Below are 18,426 nucleotides of genomic sequence, written 5' to 3' on the forward strand. Positions count from 1 at the left end.
TGTGAATGTTACTTGCTTGCGAAGTTATCATTTTGAAACCTAAATCAGGTAATCACGCCCATGAAACCTCGTCAGCGTCAGGCCGCCATTCTGGAGTATCTGCAAAAGCAGGGTAAATGCTCGGTTGAAGAATTGGCGCAATACTTTGACACCACAGGCACAACCATTCGCAAAGATCTGGTCATTCTGGAACATGCCGGAACCGTCATTCGTACTTATGGCGGAGTGGTGTTGAATAAAGAGGAATCCGATCCGCCTATCGATCATAAAACACTCATCAACACCCACAAGAAAGAGCTGATTGCAGAAGCTGCCGTTAGTTTTATCCATGATGGCGATTCGATCATTCTTGATGCTGGCAGTACCGTTTTGCAGATGGTTCCCCTGCTCTCGCGCTTTAATAACATCACGGTGATGACCAACAGCCTGCATATCGTCAATGCGCTATCCGAACTGGATAACGAACAAACTATCCTGATGCCAGGCGGAACGTTTCGTAAAAAATCGGCCTCATTTCACGGACAGCTGGCAGAGAATGCCTTCGAACATTTCAGTTTCGATAAATTGTTTATGGGCACCGACGGCATCGATCTCAATGCGGGCGTAACCACCTTCAACGAGGTTTATACCGTCAGTAAGGCAATGTGCAATGCCGCGCGCGAAGTGATTTTGATGGCGGACTCATCAAAGTTTGGCCGTAAAAGCCCCAACGTAGTTTGCAGTCTTGAAAGCGTCGATAAGCTGATTACCGACGCAGGTATCGATCCGGCGTTTCGTCAGGCGCTGGAAGAGAAAGGGATCGATGTGATCATAACCGGAGAGAGCAATGAGTGAAGCACTACTGAACGCGGGACGTCAGACGTTAATGCTGGAGTTGCAGGAAGCAAGCCGTTTACCGGAACGTCTGGGCGATGATTTTGTTCGCGCCGCCAATATCATCCTGCACTGCGAAGGCAAAGTGGTGGTTTCGGGAATTGGCAAATCGGGCCACATTGGTAAGAAAATCGCCGCAACACTTGCCAGTACCGGCACACCGGCTTTTTTTGTCCATCCGGCAGAAGCACTGCACGGCGATCTGGGGATGATTGAAAGCCGCGATGTGATGCTGTTTATCTCTTACTCCGGTGGCGCGAAGGAACTGGATCTGATTATTCCGCGTCTGGAAGATAAATCTATCGCGCTGCTGGCGATGACCGGCAAACCGACGTCACCGCTGGGCCTGGCGGCAAAAGCGGTGCTGGATATCTCCGTAGAACGCGAAGCCTGCCCGATGCACCTTGCGCCGACCTCCAGCACCGTCAATACCCTGATGATGGGTGACGCGCTGGCGATGGCGGTCATGCAGGCGCGCGGATTTAATGAAGAAGATTTTGCCCGCTCCCACCCAGCCGGGGCACTGGGCGCTCGCTTGCTGAATAAAGTGCATCATCTGATGCGCCGTGACGATGCCATCCCACAGGTGGCGTTAACCGCCAGCGTGATGGATGCGATGCTGGAACTCAGCCGCACCGGTCTGGGGCTGGTGGCGGTATGTGACGCTCAACAACAGGTACAAGGCGTCTTTACCGACGGCGATTTACGTCGCTGGCTGGTAGGCGGCGGCGCACTCACCACGCCAGTTAATGAAGCGATGACGACAGGCGGCACCACGTTACAGGCGCAAAGTCGCGCCATCGACGCCAAAGAGATCCTGATGAAGCGCAAAATCACTGCCGCACCGGTGGTGGATGAAAACGGCAAACTCACCGGCGCAATTAACCTGCAGGATTTCTATCAGGCCGGGATTATTTAATCCTTCATTCCCAGACGTTTCGCCAGCCGATGCAGGTTGGCGACGTCGGTTTCCAGCATCCGCGCGCAGGCAGCCCAGTTATGATGATTTTGTGCCAGTGCCTGGCGAATAGTTTCACGCTGGAACGCTTCTGTCGCTTCACGCAGGTTTTGCTTAACAACGGGCACCGCCGCCGCTTCTGGCGGCGGCAACGTCACCTCAGGAAAAGCAAAATGTTGCGCCTCAAGAATCACTTCATCGCCGTTGCGGGTGGCTCTCGCCAGCACTACCGCCCGATGAATAGCATGTTCCAGTTCGCGCACGTTCCCCGGAAAACGATAGTGTTGCAGTAAATTTCGCGCTCCGGCACTTAATACCACGCGGGAGAGCCCCAGCCGCAAACGACACTGTTCGCAGAAATACCCCGCCAGCAGAATGACATCATCGCCCCGCTCACGCAGCGGCGGCACCGAAAGTGGAAACACGCTCAGGCGATGAAACAAGTCAGCGCGAAATCGCCCTGCCAGCACCTCTTCGCGTAAGTCGCGGTTAGTCGCCGCCAGCACGCGCACATCGACCCGCAAACTACGGTCATCGCCAACGCGCTGAATATCGCCATACTGCAACACCCTCAGCAGCTTGGCCTGCAATGCCAACGACAACTCGCCGATCTCATCCAGAAACAGAGTGCCGTTATCCGCCATTTCAAACTTCCCGCTGCGGTTACTGATAGCGCCAGTAAACGCTCCTTTCACATGCCCGAACAACTCACTTTCCGCCACACTTTCCGGCAGTGCAGCACAGTTGAGATAGACCAGCGGATTCACCGCCCGTGGCGAGGCTTCATGAATCGCTTTCGCCACCAGCTCCTTACCGGTTCCCGTCTCACCGCTGATCAGGACGTTGAGATCGGACGCCGCCACAATCTCAATCTCTTTTTTCAGTTGCGTCATGCCAGGGGACAAGCCAATCATCTGCGTCTGTTTCACCGCTTCAAACGGCGTGGCATCGCCTGGCATCATATTCTGGCTTTCCAGTTGTTCAATCAGCAACGCATTGCTTAACGCTCCCGCCGCCAGCGCAGCAATCAGCCGTAGCTCTTCGTCGCTGAAAACATCGAACTGATCGGGCTGCATCCCGTCGAGCGTCAGTGCGCCGATCAGGTTTTGCCCGGCAAACAATGGCAGACCAACGCAGGCGTGAACCTTCAGACTCTCCTGCCCAGGAATCAAACCGTCATAGGGATCGGGCAATTCGCTGTCTGCGGGAAAGCGCACCACATCCCCGGCGCGGGCAATCGCTTCCAGCCGTGGATGCCCTTCCAGCGCAAAGCGTCTACCGAGTACACCCTTTGCCAGACCGTCGATGGCAAGCGGAATAAACTGCCGCGAATCGTAACGTAGCAACGCAGACGCATCGCACTCCAGCACCTGACGTAGCGTGGTGATCAGGCGCTGAAAACGATCCTGATGACCAATCCCACGCTGCAATTCGATGGCGATATTCGCCAGCACATCAACGGAAAAACTCATCTTTGCCTCACTGTCAATTTGACTATAGATATTGTCATATCGACCATTTGATTGATAGTCATTTTGACTACTCATTAATGAGCATAATTTTATTTATAGAGTAAAAACAATCAGATAAAAAACTGGCACGTAATCTGCAATTAGCAAGACATCTTTTTAGAACACGCTGAATAAATTGAGGTTGCTATGTCTATTGTGGTGAAAAATAACATTCATTGGGTTGGTCAACGTGACTGGGAAGTGCGTGATTTTCACGGTACGGAATATAAAACGCTGCGCGGCAGCAGTTACAACAGCTACCTCATCCGCGAAGAAAAAAACGTGCTGATCGACACCGTCGACCATAAATTCAGCCGCGAATTTGTGCAGAACCTGCGTAATGAAATCGATCTGGCGGATATCGATTACATCGTGATTAACCATGCAGAAGAGGACCACGCTGGGGCGCTGACCGAACTGATGGCGCAAATTCCCGATACGCCGATTTACTGTACTGCCAATGCTATCGACTCGATAAATGGTCATCACCATCATCCGGAGTGGAATTTTAATGTGGTGAAAACTGGTGACACGCTGGATATCGGCAACGGCAAACAGCTCATTTTTGTCGAAACGCCAATGCTGCACTGGCCGGACAGCATGATGACTTACCTGACAGGCGACGCGGTGCTGTTCAGTAACGATGCTTTCGGTCAGCACTACTGCGACGAGCATCTGTTCAACGATGAAGTGGATCAGACGGAGCTTTTCGAGCAGTGCCAGCGTTACTACGCCAATATCCTGACGCCGTTCAGCCGCCTGGTAACACCGAAAATTACCGAGATCCTGGGCTTTAACTTACCAGTCGATATGATAGCGACCTCTCACGGCGTGGTATGGCGCGATAACCCGACGCAAATTGTCGAGCTGTACCTGAAATGGGCGGCTGATTATCAGGAAGACAGAATCACCATTTTCTACGACACCATGTCGAATAACACCCGCATGATGGCTGACGCTATCGCCCAGGGGATTGCGGAAACCGACCCACGCGTGGCGGTGAAAATTTTCAACGTCGCCCGAAGCGATAAAAACGAAATCCTGACCAATGTCTTCCGCTCAAAAGGCGTGCTGGTCGGCACTTCGACGATGAATAACGTGATGATGCCGAAAATCGCCGGGCTGGTGGAGGAGATGACTGGTTTACGCTTCCGTAACAAACGCGCCAGTGCTTTCGGCTCTCACGGCTGGAGCGGCGGTGCGGTGGATCGTCTTTCCACGCGCCTGCAGGATGCGGGTTTCGAAATGTCGCTTAGCCTGAAAGCGAAATGGCGACCAGACCAGGACGCTCTGGAGTTATGCCGTGAACACGGTCGCGAAATCGCCCGTCAGTGGGCGCTCGCGCCGCTGCCGCAGAGCACGGTGAATAAGGTAGTCAAAGAAGAAACCTCTGCCACCACGACGGCTGACCTCGGCCCACGGATGCAGTGCAGCGTCTGCCAGTGGATTTACGATCCGGCAAAAGGCGAGCCAATGCAGGACGTTGCGCCAGGAACGCCGTGGAGTGAAGTCCCGGATAACTTCCTCTGCCCGGAATGCTCCCTCGGCAAAGACGTCTTTGAAGAACTGGCATCGGAGGCAAAATGAGTAACGGCATTGTGATCATCGGTTCGGGCTTCGCCGCCCGCCAACTGGTGAAAAATATTCGCAAACAGGACGCCACTATTCCATTAACCCTGATTGCCGCCGACAGCATGGATGAGTACAACAAACCTGACCTCAGCCATGTTATCAGTCAGGGGCAACGTGCCGATGACCTTACCCGCCAGACGGCGGGTGAATTTGCCGAGCAGTTTAATCTGCACCTGTTTCCACAAACCTGGGTGACGGATATCGATGCCGAAGCCCGTGTGGTGAAAAGCCAGAATAATCAGTGGCAATACGACAAGCTAGTACTGGCAACCGGTGCCAGTGCCTTTGTCCCGCCTGTGCCTGGGCGTGAGTTAATGCTGACGTTAAATAGTCAGCAAGAGTATCGCGCCTGTGAAACGCAACTGCGGGATGCCCGACGCGTGTTGATTGTTGGCGGTGGTTTGATTGGTAGCGAACTGGCGATGGATTTTTGTCGTGCAGGCAAAGCGGTCACGCTAATCGACAACGCTGCCAGTATTCTGGCGTCGTTAATGCCACCGGAAGTAAGCAGCCGCTTGCAGCATCGGTTGACGGAGATGGGCGTTCATCTGCTGTTGAAATCTCAGTTACAGGGGCTGGAAAAAACGGATTCTGGCATTCTGGCAACGCTGGACCACCAGCGTAGTATCGAAGTGGATGCGGTAATTGCCGCCACCGGACTGCGCCCGGAAACAGCCCTGGCACGACGCGCCGGGCTGACGATTAATCGCGGCGTTTGCGTCGATAGTTATCTGCAAACCAGTAATGACGATATTTATGCGCTGGGCGATTACGCGGAAATCAACGGTCAGGTACTGCCATTCCTGCAGCCGATTCAACTTAGCGCGATGGTGCTGGCAAAAAATCTTCTCGGCAATAACACGCCGCTGAAACTACCGACGATGCTGGTGAAAATCAAAACGCCGGAATTACCGCTGCATCTGGCAGGCGAAACCCAGCGTCAGGATTTACGCTGGCAAATTAATACCGAACGCTAGGGAATGGTGGCTCGCGGTGTTGACGATGCTGACCAGCTTCGCGCCTTTGTGGTCAGTGAGGATCGGATGAAAGAGGCATTTGGATTGTTGAAAACATTGCCGATGTAGGTGGGCTACTGTGCCTAAAATGTCGGATGCGACGCTAGCGCGTCTTATCCGACCTACGGGGACGCATGTGTAGGCCGGATAAGGCGTTTACGCCGCATCGGCAATGGTGTCCAAATGCAACACGTTTTATCCGTTCTGGACTTCACCCGCTAACCAACGCGCCGCAGCAATAACCCCCTGCCCCAGAGACAAACCGCCATCACCCGCCGGTAAACTCTGTGGAAAGAGCAATGTGAAATCAGCGAGATAATGCGCCAGACGTGCACGCAGCAAACGGTTATGAATAACCCCGCCGCTAAATACCAGCGTAGTGATACCACGCATCGTGGCCTGCTCACGCATCAACGCGGCAAAACCCTGCGCCAGCGCATCATGAAACGCCCACGCGCGTTGATTAACCTGTGCCTGCCAGTTCAGCCACTGCTGCCAGAAAGCGGCGAGATCCAGTTGATTGTCCACCAGCGGCATCGTCACCGGATGCGTCACTCCGTGGCATGAGGCTGCGAGCGCCTCCAGAGCACAAGCCGCTTCACCTTCATAACTTAACGTGGCTGGCGCACAGCCCAGTGCCGCCGCCACTGCATCGAACAACCGCCCACACGATGACGCCAGCGGCGCGTTAATTCCACGCTCAATGGCCCGCGCCAGCACGCTCCAGTTTTGCTGTTGCACACTTGCTGTTTCAGGGTAATTCTGCCACTCCGGCACAAAGCGCAGGCACTGCGCCAGCAGGTTTCGCCACGGCTGCTTCGCTGCCAAATCGCCACCCGGAAGCGCCACTGCAGGCAAGCCGCCCAGGTGCTCACATTCGCGATAGTTCACCCGCAGGCACTCGCCGCCCCACAAAGCGCCGTTCTCCCCCATACCGATACCGTCGAGCGTCAAAGCAATGACATCACCGCCATCCAGCGGCCACTGATGCTCTGCCAGACACGCCGCTGCATGGGCATGATGATGCAGTACCGTTTGCGTCGGCAGATTCATTTCACGCGCCCACTGGCTGGAGACATAGCCCGGATGCGCGTCATGCACAACGTATTTCGGGGTAAAATCGTAGATGTTTTGCATCAGGCGTAACGCTTCGCGCCACTGCATCTGGATGCCATCGTCACTTAAATCGCCCAGATGCTGACTCAACACCGCTTGTTCACCGCGCACCAGGCAGAAGGTATTTTTCAGATCCGCTCCGAGACACAGCACAGGCGGAACATTTTTAAAGCCCGGAGGCAAAGCCAGCGCATCCGGCACATACCCCCGCGAACGGCGCAGCATTTCGCCGCTTTCGCGCACCACCGAATCATCCATCCGCTGCACGATGTCGCGGTTATGTATCAAGAATCCGTCGGCAATGCCCTGCAAATCCGCCAGCGCCTGTTCGTTGCTGATAGCTGGTGGTTTACCGCTCAGGTTGCCGGAGGTCATCACCAGCGGGCATTGCAGTTCCTGTAACAGCAAATGCTGGAGCGGGTTCGCAGGCAACATTACCCCGACTTCGTTAAGGTCAGGGGCGATATCATCACAAAGCTCAGGAACGTATTTTTTATCCACCAGCACAATCGGCGCGGCGGGCGTGGTAAGCAACTGGCGCGCAGCGTCTGGTAAACCGTCAGCCACTGGCAACATGACCGCCAGCGGTTTCGCCGGGCGATGTTTGCGCGCCCGAAGTGTCGCCACCGCGTTACTGTTACGTGCATCGCAGGCAAGATGAAATCCGCCAATCCCTTTGATGGCGACAATGTTGCCCATTTTTAACTGTGCGATAGCCGCCTGTAATGCCGCCTCTTGTTCTGCATGTTCACCATGACTTACCCATTCAAGATGCGGGCCACACTCCGGGCAGGCCACCGGCTGGGCGTGGAAGCGACGATCGAGCGGGTCGCGGTACTCTTTGTCACAAGCCGGACACAACGGAAACGCCGCCATCACGGTAAACGGGCGGTCGTAAGGCATGGCGCGAATAATGGTGAAACGCGGGCCGCAGTGGGTACAGTTGATAAACGGATAACGATAACGCCGTTCGCCTGGGGTATTCATTTCGGCAAGGCAAGCAGGGCAAGTAGCGGCATCCGGGACAATTTGCGTATTCATGGCACCTCCCGCGCTCTGGCGGATGGTGAACTCAGTGGGCAGTTGTGACCAGATGTACGGCTCACGCTCGACGCTATCAATACGCGCCAGCGGCGGGCAGTGCTGATGCAATTGAACAAGAAACGTTTCCGGGTCTTCCCGCAGCCGGACTTCTACGCCATCGCCGTCATTACAGACATCGCCGTGAAGATTTAATTGCTGTGCCAGCTGCCAGACAAACGGACGAAAACCGACGCCCTGCACTTTGCCACGAATACGCAGTTGGACACCGCAAGATGTGTTTTTTGCCATTGAGTTATTCCCGCCATCATGAATTGCGTAACCCGCCCAGCCGGACACGACAGCGTCGCATCCGGCAGTCACAGGTCGGCGATACCGCCTGCTCCGTATTCTACGAATATTTCCGGGAATTCCTTTGATGCCAGAACAGTTCTGTAAGATTTTTAGAACATCAGCGCCGTACGGCGGCGTTTTTCTGCACTCAGTTGTTCAAGTTTATTACGATCGACACAAATCAGCGCATGAGTCGGGCAAGCCGCCATACACGCCGGGCCGTCTTCACGATGGTTGCACAGGTCACATTTATTGGCTTCGGCTTTGTCAGCCCGTACATTCAGCCCCGCGCCGCTGTTGCGAATCACCGGACGTACCACCACTTCCATCGCGCCATACGGGCAAGCCACAACGCAGGTTTTGCAACCAATGCAACGTTCCTGCATCACATGAACAAACCCTTTATCACGGCTGATAGCACCATTCGGGCAGACGTTAGCGCACGGTGCATCTTCACACTGACGGCAAACTGTCGCCGTGGAAATGTTCACACCTTTAATGACATGGATACGCGGTAAAAATGTTTCCGGGGTCAGCGATGCACAGTCCTGATTTTCCTGATGAGAAACCACGCACGCCACTTCACAGGTACGGCAACCAATACATTTACTCGCGTCAGCAATGATGAAACGGTTCATCAAATTCTCCAGCAATGACAGTTAATGCGCCGATACATTCACAAATCATGCCAGTTTTTAATTCACTGTTATTTAAGGAAATTAATTTCTGTAATGCAGGAAAAAAGATGTCATCGACACTAGTGACGATGACATGTGATGACAATGTTTATCGCGAAAGAGCAATGAGTGAGTCGCGGTGGATCAGTTTTCCGCTGAAGGTTTTCGGCGGTGAGAAATCCCCGCCATCGAGCATAAAAATCAGCCGTCCAATAATTTCCTGAATCATCTCAGTCACCGGAATTTTTACGCTGGAGAGCGCCGGAACGATATAGGGGGCAATTGCGATATCATCGAATCCGATAACTGACACCTGCTCTGGCACCGCTACGCCGCGCTCGTGCAACGCTTTCATCGCACCTATCGCCATATCGTCGTTACTGGCAACTAACGCGCTAAATTTAGCCCCACGTTCGAGCAACGTTTCTACCCCTTCGGCCCCGCTGGCGGGCGTCCATTTACCGTTAGCGATAAGTTTTTCATTGAGCGCAATACCATGCTGCGCCAGCGCGTCTTTATACCCAGCAAGACGTTCAATGCTGGTGGGGGAATCCATCGAGCCGGTAAGGAAAGCAATCTCCTGATGTCCGGCGTTTATCAACTCTGCCACGGCATTAAAGCTGGTCTGTTTATGATCGCACCAGACGCTATGGCTGCTGTTTTTGCGCAGGCGGCGATTAAGCACCATTATCGGCTGACTGTGCGCGTCAATGATGTCATCGATCTCATCCACGCTTAAAAAACGCGGGTAAATCATAATGGCGTTGCAGCGCAAATCCAGCAGATACTGAATCGCCTGGCGCTCTTCTTCGGCGCTGTGTTTACCATCTGCCAATAGCAACTGCCGCCCTTTCTCTTCCGCCATTCGCGCGGCATGAAAGAGTAATTCACTAAAATAAATGCCGTGGTAAAGCGTGTTGGTCACTACCAGCCCCAGCGTCTGAGTACTCTTCGCCGACAGATTGCGCGCCAGCAAGTTTGGGCGGTAACCGCTCTCTTCTACCGCCTGAAACACGCGATCTTTAGTCTCCTGGCTGACGTAGCCATTACCTGAAAGCACGCGGGAAACGGTCGCTTTTGAAACCCCGGCGCGCTTCGCCACTTCCAGCATCGTCGTCATCATTTTCATCCCTTTACACGCAATCAACGCAGTGTACTGCACCGTTTGCCGATTGTCCTTGCGCAATCGGCGGGAAAAATATTCAGGTGACCGGTTTCACAAATATAAAAAATGAATAATTAACTCTCTTGCTTATTTAGTGACAACTATTCATGATTTTGTGAAACCGGTTTCCTAATTCCGTTTCAGCATCGGCATTTTTCCGTTACGTCGACTGATAACAACTACATCTACCCTACTGATAACAGGATAAAATCCGATGGCCAAAAATTATGCGGCGCTGGCACGCTCGGAGATAGCGGCACTGGGCGGCGTTGATAACATCTCGGCGGTCACGCACTGTATGACGCGTTTGCGCTTTGTTATCAAAGATGACCAGCTTATCGACAGCCCGACGTTAAAAACCATCCCCGGCGTGCTCGGCGTGGTACGTAGTGACAACCAGTGTCAGGTGATTATCGGCAATACCGTTTCACAAGCCTTTCAGGAAGTCGTCAGCCTGCTGCCGGGAGATATGCAGCCCGCACAGCCCGTGGGTAAACCCAAACTCACGCCGCGTCGCATTGGTGTGGGGATCCTCGATGCGCTGATCGGCACCATGTCACCGCTGATCCCGGCGATTATCGGCGGATCGATGGTCAAACTGCTGGCGATGATCCTCGAGATGAGCGGCGTGCTGACAAAAGGATCGCCGACCTTAACCATTCTGAATGTGATTGGTGACGGTGCTTTCTTCTTCCTGCCGCTGATGGTCGCGGCATCTGCCGACATCAAATTTAAAACCAATATGTCGCTGGCGATTGCCATCGCGGGTGTGCTGGTACATCCGAGTTTTATTGAACTGATGGCGAAAGCGGCCCAGGGTGAACATGTCGAATTTGCCCTGATTCCGGTCACCGCGGTGAAATACACCTACACAGTGATCCCGGCGCTGGTGATGACCTGGTGCCTGTCATATATCGAACGCTGGGTGGATCGCATTACACCGGCGGTGACCAAAAACTTCCTCAAGCCAATGCTGATTGTGTTGATTGCCGCACCGCTGGCAATCCTGCTGATTGGCCCGATTGGTATCTGGATCGGTAGCGCCATTTCGGCGCTGGTTTACAGCATTCATGGTTATCTGGGCTGGCTTTCAGTCGCCATTATGGGCGCGCTGTGGCCTCTGCTGGTAATGACCGGGATGCACCGCGTCTTTACGCCAACCATCATTCAGACCATTGCCGAAACCGGCAAAGAAGGGATGGTCATGCCGTCAGAGATCGGCGCTAACCTGTCGCTGGGCGGTTCATCACTGGCGGTGGCGTGGAAAACGAAAAACCCGGAACTGCGCCAGACGGCGCTGGCTGCGGCGGCATCAGCCATTATGGCGGGGATTTCCGAACCGGCGTTATACGGCGTGGCGATCCGCCTGAAACGTCCGCTTATCGCCAGTCTTATCAGCGGTTTTATTTGCGGCGCGGTTGCCGGTATGGCGGGGCTTGCCAGCCACTCAATGGCAGCGCCGGGGCTATTTACCAGCGTGCAATTCTTCGATCCGGCGAATCCAATGAGCATCGTCTGGGTGTTCGCGGTCATGGCGCTGGCGGTGGTGCTGTCGTTTATCCTCACACTGTTGCTCGGCTTTGAGGATATTCCTGTTGAGGAAGCGGCTGCCCAGGCGCGAAAGCATCAGAGCGTACAACCGACCGTCGCCAAAGAAGTAAGTCTTAATTGAGGATGAAAATGTCAGTATTTCCAGAAGGTTTTTTATGGGGCGGCGCGCTTGCCGCCAACCAGTCTGAAGGTGCGTTCCGTGAAGGCGGAAAAGGGCTGACCACCGTCGATATGATCCCACACGGCGAGCATCGAATGGCGGTGAAACTGGGGCTGGAAAAACGTTTTCAGTTGCGCGATGACGAGTTTTATCCCAGCCATGAGGCGACGGATTTTTATCATCGTTATAAAGAAGATATCGCCCTGATGGCAGAGATGGGATTCAAGGTTTTCCGTACCTCAATTGCCTGGAGCCGTCTCTTTCCGCAGGGCGATGAAATCACGCCCAATCAGCAGGGCATTGCTTTTTATCGTTCTGTCTTTGAAGAGTGTAAAAAGTACGGTATCGAACCGCTGGTCACGTTGTGCCACTTCGATGTGCCGATGCATCTGGTCACCGAATATGGCTCCTGGCGTAACCGCAAGCTGGTGGAGTTTTTCAGCCGCTACGCCAGAACCTGCTTTGAAGCATTTGATGGTCTGGTGAAATACTGGCTAACCTTCAATGAAATCAACATTATGTTGCATAGCCCGTTCTCCGGCGCGGGTCTGGTGTTTGAAGAAGGTGAAAATCAGGATCAGGTGAAATATCAGGCCGCGCATCACCAGCTGGTTGCCAGTGCGCTAGCCGCCAAAATCGCCCATGAGGTTAACCCGCAAAATCAGGTGGGCTGTATGCTGGCGGGCGGCAACTTCTACCCTTACAGCTGCAAACCGGAAGATGTCTGGGCGGCGCTGGAGAAAGATCGGGAAAACCTGTTTTTTATCGATGTGCAGGCGCGCGGCGCGTATCCGGCTTACTCTGCCCGCGTATTTCGCGAAAAAGGGGTAACCATAGATAAAGCGCTGGGCGATGATGAGATCCTGAAAAACACCGTCGATTTTGTCTCTTTCAGCTATTACGCCTCGCGCTGCGCCTCGGCGGAGATGAACGCCAACAACAGCAGTGCGGCGAACGTGGTGAAATCGCTGCGTAACCCGTATCTGCAAGTGAGCGACTGGGGCTGGGGAATTGATCCACTCGGTCTGCGTATCACCATGAATATGATGTACGATCGTTATCAGAAGCCGCTGTTTCTGGTGGAAAACGGCCTCGGCGCAAAAGATGAACTTGCTGCCAATGGCGAGATTAACGATGACTATCGCATCAGCTATTTACGCGAACATATCCGCGCAATGGGCGAAGCGATTGCAGATGGCATTCCGCTGATGGGCTACACCACATGGGGCTGTATTGATTTAGTTTCCGCCTCTACGGGTGAAATGAGCAAACGCTACGGTTTTGTCTACGTAGACCGTGACGACGCAGGCAACGGCACGCTGACGCGCACACGTAAGAAATCGTTCTGGTGGTATAAAAAAGTGATTGCCAGTAATGGGGAAGATTTAGAGTAAGTAACAGTGCCGGATGCGGCGTGAACGCCTTATCCGGCCTACATGTCGCACGAACCAGGAAGGCCCGATAAGCGCAGCGCATCGGGCAATTTAGCATTTGGCATCAGAGCTGGTTCACCCCATCAAGAACATCCCTGTCCTGATTCCTTAATGAAAAACTACTCTTCTTCCACCGCTAACTGCGCGAAGCCGCCATTCCCTTCCCAGCCTTCCAGTCGTTGATAAACGGTTTCTACCGCATCTTTAATCGGCTGGGTCATCGGGTAGTAAAAGCCGACGATATCCGGCTGTATGCCGAGGAAAATCACTTCGCCAATATCTTCTTTCAACTGGTCGATAAGATAGTTCAGAGGCATGTTATGGGTAGTCATCATAAACATCTCGGCGATATCATCCGGGTCGATGATGCGGATCTCGCCGGGGTTTAGCCCCATATCCGTGGCGTCGACAATCAGTAACCGCGTAGGGCGCAGTTCACGGATGGCGACGATGTCGTTTTCCGGTGCACTACCGCCGTCAATCACCACCCAGTTACCTTTCGGCGCGGCGGCGCACTTTTCCGCCAGCAGCGGACCTGCGCCATCATCGCCCATCATGCTATTGCCAACACAGAGTAAAACGTCAGTCACGCAATCTCCTCACCATCAAATAGATGGCGTTTTCCTGATGAATATCATGCAGCATACTTAACAGCATTGTACTCCATTCCTGCTGCTGCGAAGTTTGCGCTGCCCGGGCTTTATCGAATGCGTTGGCCAGCATCGGCACATGGTTAATGTCGATGACGATCTCACCGTACTTCGGTACGCCTTCCATTTTGCGGCGGGCTTCACTGCCCGCCTCCAGAGTGGCAATCCATGCCAGATATTCATCCCACGGGCAGGTGAGCGCCGCTTCCAGGCAATCGATAACCCCAAGGTGGTGACCAATCGCCAGGCTGTAATAGACCACCTGCTGCGCCTCGGCGGGCGTGGCATCGTTCTCATCAATAAATTTACGGCTCAGTTGACTGAACACCACCTTTTCACTCATCGGATACGCACCTCTTCTACAACATGATTCAGATGGCTGACAATCTCGTTCAGACGCGGATCGTTTTCCGCTTCCAGCCAGCGTGCAACCTGTTCTTCGCCCTGCCCTAACTGTGTCAGGAAGTCATCGGCAATCTGACGACCGTAACGATAACCCGCCAGGCGGCGTGCTTCGCGATCCACTTTCACGCGCAGCGGCTGCACCATATCGCCATGCAGGATCTCCGCCGGTTGTTCATCCAGTTCACCCGGCCCACGGGCGTGAATTTTCTGCTCCAGCAGGCCGAGCGCCATTGCAAAGCCGTACAGCGTGGCGGCAGGCGTTGGCGGGCAGCCAGGGATATAAACATCCACAGGGACAATTTTATCCGTACCGCCCCACACGCAGTAGAGATCGTGGAAGATCCCGCCGCTGTTACCGCAGGCACCGTAGGAGATACAAATTTTCGGGTCCGGCGCGGACTGCCACGCACGCAGCGCAGGGGATCGCATTGCACGGGTGACCGCGCCGGTAAACAGTAAAATATCCGCATGACGCGGTGAAGGAACGACTTTAATGCCGAAGCGTTCTGCATCAAACAGCGGCGATAAAGTGGCGAAAATTTCGATTTCGCAGCCGTTGCAGCCGCCGCAGTCCACGCGGTAAACATAGGCAGAACGTTTGATTTTTTTCAGTAACGACGCCTTCATGCTGGCGATGGATTCATCCACCGTCATCGGGACCGGAATGCCGTTGGCGTCACGGGGGCCTAATAAATTGCTCATCAGATGGCCTCTTTCATATGGCGAGTCAGTTCAATACGGTCGGACGGCACCAGGCATTTCTGGCGCTTACATTCCGGGCAAGTCTCAAAGCTTTCGCGGTGGTTTTCCGCGCGGCTGTCGCCGTTGTGCTTAAGCAGCGCAATGGCGTAGTCGATCTCTTTCTGGACGGCGAAAGGACGATTGCAGACGCGACAGTTGCACAGCGCGAAGCGAGACTGTTGCAGGAAGTCTTCTTTCTTCCACACCGCCAGTTCGTACTCTTGCGACAGCTTAATCGCCGCCGTCGGGCAAACTTCTTCGCAGCGTCCACAGAAGATGCAGCGCCCGAGATTAAACTCCCAGGCCAGCTCTCCTGTGGCGAGGTCAGTTTCAACCGTTAAGGCGTTTGACGGGCAGGCATTGACGCAGGCCGCGCAGCCGATGCACTGCTGCGGGTTCTGCTCTGGCTTACCACGGAAGTTTTTATCAACCGCAATCGGCTCCAGCGGATAAGACGAGGTCGCCGTACCGGTTTTGATAACTTTTTTGATAAAGGTAAACATGGCGATTCCTTATTTCAGCGGCGAGTTTTTACGCTCAATGCTGTAGCGCTCGAGTTCTTTGTACGGCACCACTTTGCTCTTCTTCTTACGTACATCGACCACAGTCATGCGGTCGGTACAGGAGTAGCAAGGGTCCAGGCTACCGATAATCAGCGGCGCATCGGAAACAGTGTTGCCACGCAGCATGTAGCGCAGGGTCGGCCAGTTCGCGTAGGTCGCGGCACGGCAGCGCCAGCGGTACAGCTTCTGGTTGTCGCCAGTCATGCTCCAGTGGATATCATCACCGCGCGGCGCTTCGGCAAAGCCCAGCGCGAAACGGTGCGGAATGTAGGTAAAGCCTTCCACCATCAGCGGGCCACCCGGCAGGTTATCCAGACCGTAGTCGATCATGTTCAGCGCGGTATAGACTTCGTTGATACGCACTTTCAGACGCGAAATAACGTCGCAGCCCTGCTCGCTGTGGACTTCCATTGGCAGCAGGCCATAACCAACAAACGGGTGATCAGCGCGGGTATCGCGAGCGTGTCCGCTGGCGCGGACCATCGGGCCAACGTTACTGAAATCGCGGGCAATTTCCGGGTCCAGACGACCAATGCCGACGGTGCGCTGTTCCATGTTCGGTGTGCTCAGCAGCACATCCACCAGCTCCTGCACTTCACGACGCATCTGTTGCGCCAGCTGGCGGGTCTGGATCATGTCATCTTTCAACAGATCGCGACGAATCCCGCCGATCAGGTTCAGGCCGTAGGTTTTACGCGCACCGGTGAGGATCTCGGCCATTTTCATGGAGGTTTCACGCACGCGGAAGAATTGCATAAAGCCGGAGTCGAAGCCGGTAAAGTGGCAGGCGAGGCCGAGGTTGAGCAGATGCGAGTGCAGGCGTTCCACCTCCAGCAGAATGGCGCGGATCATCTGCGCACGTTCTGGCACCTGAATACCCATCGCGTTTTCCACCGACGTGGTGTAGGCGGTGCTGTGGGCGAAGCCGCAGATCCCGCACACACGGTCAGAGAGGAAGGTCACTTCGTTATAACCCATGCGGGTTTCCGCCAGTTTTTCCATACCGCGATGGACATAGAACAAGCGGTAGTCTGCGTCGATAATGTTTTCGCCATCGACGAACAGACGGAAGTGGCCCGGTTCGTCAGAAGTGACGTGCAGCGGACCAATCGGCACGACGTTGTTTTTCTTGTCGCCCAGTTCGTTGATGAACTCGTAGGTTTCAGCATCGGTGGTCGGTGCCGGACGCTGACGATAATCCATGCTGTCTTTACGCAGCGGATAAAGTTCATCCGGCCAGTCATCCGGCAGCACCAGACGGCGTTCATCCGGCAGACCAACCGGAATCAAACCGTACATATCGCGCACTTCGCGCTCGCCCCACACCGCCGCCGGAACGCGCGGCGTCACGGACGGATACTCCGGTTTGTTGGCATCAACTTCGACGCGAACCGTTACCCAGCACTTAGTCCCCTTCTCCATCGACAGCACGTAATAAACGGCGTAATGACCATTCAGTTTGCGTTCGTCGTTACCAAAAAGCACCGACAGCCAGCCCCCCTGCTTGTAGTAGAGAAACTCCACCACTTCCGGCAGATAGTTCACCTTTACGGTGACAGTCAGCTGATCTTTGGTCTGCCAGGCGTGGTCCAGCACGACGCCCGGAAATGCCTCATTCAGCGCGGCGAGATAATGTTGACCTAATTTTTCTTCAGACATGCTCAAACTCTCTTTAATCACGCCGCCAGCAAGGAGACGAACGCTAAAAATGCAAAGCCAAACCCAGCCCAGGTAATGCGCGGAGTAATATCAAGACGCAGACGGGCCATGCTGTTTTCGAACAGCGCGATAACCAGGACGCCGACCACCAGTTTTACGATCGCAATCACCAGCGCCAGCAGCAGTCCACCGGCGGTGAAGGTTTCCATTTGTCCCCACGGAATAAACACCCCGACGAACATCTGCAACACCACCAGCTGTTTCAGGCTGATACCCCATTTCATGACGCCAAAGCCGCTGCCGCTATACTCAGAGAGCGGACCTTCCTGCAACTCCTGCTCGGCTTCCGCCAGGTCGAACGGCAGTTTGCCCATTTCGATAAAAGTGGCGAACGCACAGGCGCAGAGCGCCAGCACCAGCGGGATGCTTTGGCTCAGCGGCCAGTGATAAACGGTGTCGGTAATGTTGCTGATGTTGGTGGAACCGGCAACCTGTGCGGCAACCCACAGACCAAGCAGCAACATCGGTTCGACCAGCACGCCAAGCATCGCTTCACGGCTCGCACCGATAGCGGTAAACGGGCTACCGGTATCCAGACCGGAAATGGCAAAGAAGAAACGCGCGATGGCGAAGAGATACAGTAAGGTGATCAAATCGCCCAGTTGCGGCAGCGGAGAACCGACGGTCACCACCGGCAGCGCAGTAGCGATAGTCAGCATGACGCCCACCATCACATACGGCGTCAGGCGGAACACCCAGCCAGAGGCATCCGGGCCAACGCTCTGGCGGCCCAGCAGTTTGATAATGTCGCGATACTCCTGCAACACGCCCGGCCCGCGACGGTTATGCAGACGGGCGCGCGCCACGCGGGTAATACCGGAGAGCAGCGGCGCAACGGCAAATAACACCAGCGCCTGAATTAACGGATATAAAACACTCATT

General features: G+C 54.5%; 15 protein-coding genes and 1 pseudogene. 6 read left to right on the forward strand and 10 right to left on the reverse strand.

Annotation, left to right across the window (positions count from 1 at the left end; translation table 11 throughout):
• Positions 1-60: 60 nt before the first annotated feature.
• Complete coding sequence (gene srlR / locus BHE85_RS19595) at positions 61-834, forward strand: glucitol operon DNA-binding transcriptional repressor SrlR (RefSeq protein ID WP_000804546.1); 774 nt, start codon at positions 61-63, stop codon at positions 832-834.
• Entirely contained in the window at positions 827-1,792 is a 966-nt protein-coding gene (gene gutQ / locus BHE85_RS19600) for an arabinose-5-phosphate isomerase GutQ (protein ID WP_001287415.1), read from the forward strand. The genes srlR and gutQ overlap by 8 nt, the downstream gene beginning before the upstream one ends.
• Here the strand turns inward: gutQ and norR are convergent.
• Positions 1,789-3,303, reverse strand: coding sequence for a nitric oxide reductase transcriptional regulator NorR (gene norR / locus BHE85_RS19605; protein ID WP_000010791.1), 1,515 nt, complete (start codon positions 3,301-3,303; stop codon positions 1,789-1,791). The two genes, gutQ and norR, sit on opposite strands and share 4 nt — an antisense overlap.
• A 186-nt stretch (positions 3,304-3,489) precedes the next feature.
• Between norR and norV the strand changes: the two genes are divergently transcribed.
• The gene (gene norV, locus BHE85_RS19610; protein ID WP_000029610.1) at positions 3,490-4,929 is read left to right on the forward strand and encodes an anaerobic nitric oxide reductase flavorubredoxin; all 1,440 of its coding nucleotides are present in this window, start codon (positions 3,490-3,492) and stop codon (positions 4,927-4,929) included.
• A pseudogene (gene norW / locus BHE85_RS19615) lies at positions 4,926-6,059 on the forward strand (NADH:flavorubredoxin reductase NorW). Before norV ends, norW begins: the two are co-directional and overlap by 4 nt.
• Positions 6,060-6,185: 126 nt before the next feature.
• Here the strand turns inward: norW and hypF are convergent.
• The 3 genes from hypF to ascG form a co-directional block, all read right to left on the reverse strand.
• The gene (gene hypF / locus BHE85_RS19620; protein WP_001107695.1) at positions 6,186-8,438 is read right to left on the reverse strand and encodes a carbamoyltransferase HypF; all 2,253 of its coding nucleotides are present in this window, start codon (positions 8,436-8,438) and stop codon (positions 6,186-6,188) included.
• Positions 8,439-8,590: 152 nt separating this feature from the next.
• On the reverse strand, positions 8,591-9,118 hold the full coding sequence (gene hydN / locus BHE85_RS19625) for an electron transport protein HydN (protein WP_001078777.1): 528 nt from the start codon (positions 9,116-9,118) through the stop codon (positions 8,591-8,593).
• A 148-nt stretch (positions 9,119-9,266) separates the two neighbouring features.
• Positions 9,267-10,277 (reverse strand): DNA-binding transcriptional regulator AscG, encoded by a 1,011-nt coding sequence (gene ascG, locus BHE85_RS19630; RefSeq protein WP_005008249.1) that lies wholly within the window; start codon positions 10,275-10,277, stop codon positions 9,267-9,269.
• Between the two features lie 259 nt (positions 10,278-10,536).
• Here ascG and ascF point away from each other — a divergent pair, with 259 nt between their 5' ends.
• Both ascF and ascB read left to right on the forward strand, forming a co-directional pair.
• Positions 10,537-11,994 carry a PTS cellobiose/arbutin/salicin transporter subunit IIBC gene (gene ascF, locus BHE85_RS19635; RefSeq protein WP_039064235.1) on the forward strand — a complete coding sequence of 486 codons (1,458 nt, stop codon included), beginning with the start codon at positions 10,537-10,539 and terminating at the stop codon, positions 11,992-11,994.
• A gap of 8 nt (positions 11,995-12,002) precedes the next feature.
• A complete protein-coding gene (gene ascB, locus BHE85_RS19640; RefSeq protein WP_000110311.1) occupies positions 12,003-13,427 on the forward strand; it encodes a 6-phospho-beta-glucosidase AscB in 1,425 nt (474 codons plus the stop codon).
• Between the two features lie 158 nt (positions 13,428-13,585).
• On the opposite strand, the gene hycI is transcribed toward ascB, so the two are convergent.
• The 6 genes from hycI to hycD are packed head-to-tail and all read right to left on the reverse strand — an operon-like array spanning position 13,586 to position 18,425.
• Positions 13,586-14,056: a hydrogenase maturation peptidase HycI gene (hycI, locus tag BHE85_RS19645; protein WP_000132961.1), complete on the reverse strand. Its 471-nt coding sequence runs from the start codon at positions 14,054-14,056 to the stop codon at positions 13,586-13,588.
• Positions 14,049-14,459 (reverse strand): formate hydrogenlyase assembly protein HycH, encoded by a 411-nt coding sequence (hycH, locus tag BHE85_RS19650; protein WP_001291921.1) that lies wholly within the window; start codon positions 14,457-14,459, stop codon positions 14,049-14,051. Before hycH ends, hycI begins: the two co-directional genes overlap by 8 nt.
• The gene (hycG, locus tag BHE85_RS19655) at positions 14,456-15,223 is read right to left on the reverse strand and encodes a formate hydrogenlyase subunit HycG (RefSeq protein ID WP_000067391.1); all 768 of its coding nucleotides are present in this window, start codon (positions 15,221-15,223) and stop codon (positions 14,456-14,458) included. Before hycG ends, hycH begins: the two co-directional genes overlap by 4 nt.
• Entirely contained in the window at positions 15,223-15,765 is a 543-nt protein-coding gene (hycF, locus tag BHE85_RS19660; protein WP_000493785.1) for a formate hydrogenlyase subunit HycF, read from the reverse strand. Before hycF ends, hycG begins: the two co-directional genes overlap by 1 nt.
• Positions 15,766-15,774: 9 nt before the next feature.
• Complete coding sequence (gene hycE / locus BHE85_RS19665) at positions 15,775-17,484, reverse strand: formate hydrogenlyase subunit HycE (RefSeq protein WP_001288134.1); 1,710 nt, start codon at positions 17,482-17,484, stop codon at positions 15,775-15,777.
• Between the two features lie 17 nt (positions 17,485-17,501).
• A complete protein-coding gene (gene hycD, locus BHE85_RS19670) occupies positions 17,502-18,425 on the reverse strand; it encodes a formate hydrogenlyase subunit HycD (RefSeq protein WP_000115224.1) in 924 nt (307 codons plus the stop codon).
• Between the last annotated feature and the right edge of the window lies 1 nt (position 18,426).

The sequence above is a fragment of the Shigella sp. FC1567 genome (genome assembly GCF_001743015.1).
Lineage (GTDB): Bacteria > Pseudomonadota > Gammaproteobacteria > Enterobacterales > Enterobacteriaceae > Escherichia > Escherichia coli.

Excerpts from the sequence above, each read along its gene's own strand:
- hycD (WP_000115224.1), bottom strand. The coding sequence starts at position 18,425 with ATGAGTGTTTTATATCCGTTAATTCAGGCGCTGGTGTTATTTGCCGTT.
- norV (WP_000029610.1), top strand. The coding sequence starts at position 3,490 with ATGTCTATTGTGGTGAAAAATAACATTCATTGGGTTGGTCAACGTGAC.
- hycG (WP_000067391.1), bottom strand. The coding sequence starts at position 15,223 with ATGAGCAATTTATTAGGCCCCCGTGACGCCAACGGCATTCCGGTCCCG.
- hydN (WP_001078777.1), bottom strand. The coding sequence starts at position 9,118 with ATGAACCGTTTCATCATTGCTGACGCGAGTAAATGTATTGGTTGCCGT.
- hycH (WP_001291921.1), bottom strand. The coding sequence starts at position 14,459 with ATGAGTGAAAAGGTGGTGTTCAGTCAACTGAGCCGTAAATTTATTGAT.
- norR (WP_000010791.1), bottom strand. The coding sequence starts at position 3,303 with ATGAGTTTTTCCGTTGATGTGCTGGCGAATATCGCCATCGAATTGCAG.
- hypF (WP_001107695.1), bottom strand. The coding sequence starts at position 8,438 with ATGGCAAAAAACACATCTTGCGGTGTCCAACTGCGTATTCGTGGCAAA.
- ascF (WP_039064235.1), top strand. The coding sequence starts at position 10,537 with ATGGCCAAAAATTATGCGGCGCTGGCACGCTCGGAGATAGCGGCACTG.
- ascB (WP_000110311.1), top strand. The coding sequence starts at position 12,003 with ATGTCAGTATTTCCAGAAGGTTTTTTATGGGGCGGCGCGCTTGCCGCC.
- ascG (WP_005008249.1), bottom strand. The coding sequence starts at position 10,277 with ATGACGACGATGCTGGAAGTGGCGAAGCGCGCCGGGGTTTCAAAAGCG.
- srlR (WP_000804546.1), top strand. The coding sequence starts at position 61 with ATGAAACCTCGTCAGCGTCAGGCCGCCATTCTGGAGTATCTGCAAAAG.
- hycE (WP_001288134.1), bottom strand. The coding sequence starts at position 17,484 with ATGTCTGAAGAAAAATTAGGTCAACATTATCTCGCCGCGCTGAATGAG.
- gutQ (WP_001287415.1), top strand. The coding sequence starts at position 827 with ATGAGTGAAGCACTACTGAACGCGGGACGTCAGACGTTAATGCTGGAG.
- hycF (WP_000493785.1), bottom strand. The coding sequence starts at position 15,765 with ATGTTTACCTTTATCAAAAAAGTTATCAAAACCGGTACGGCGACCTCG.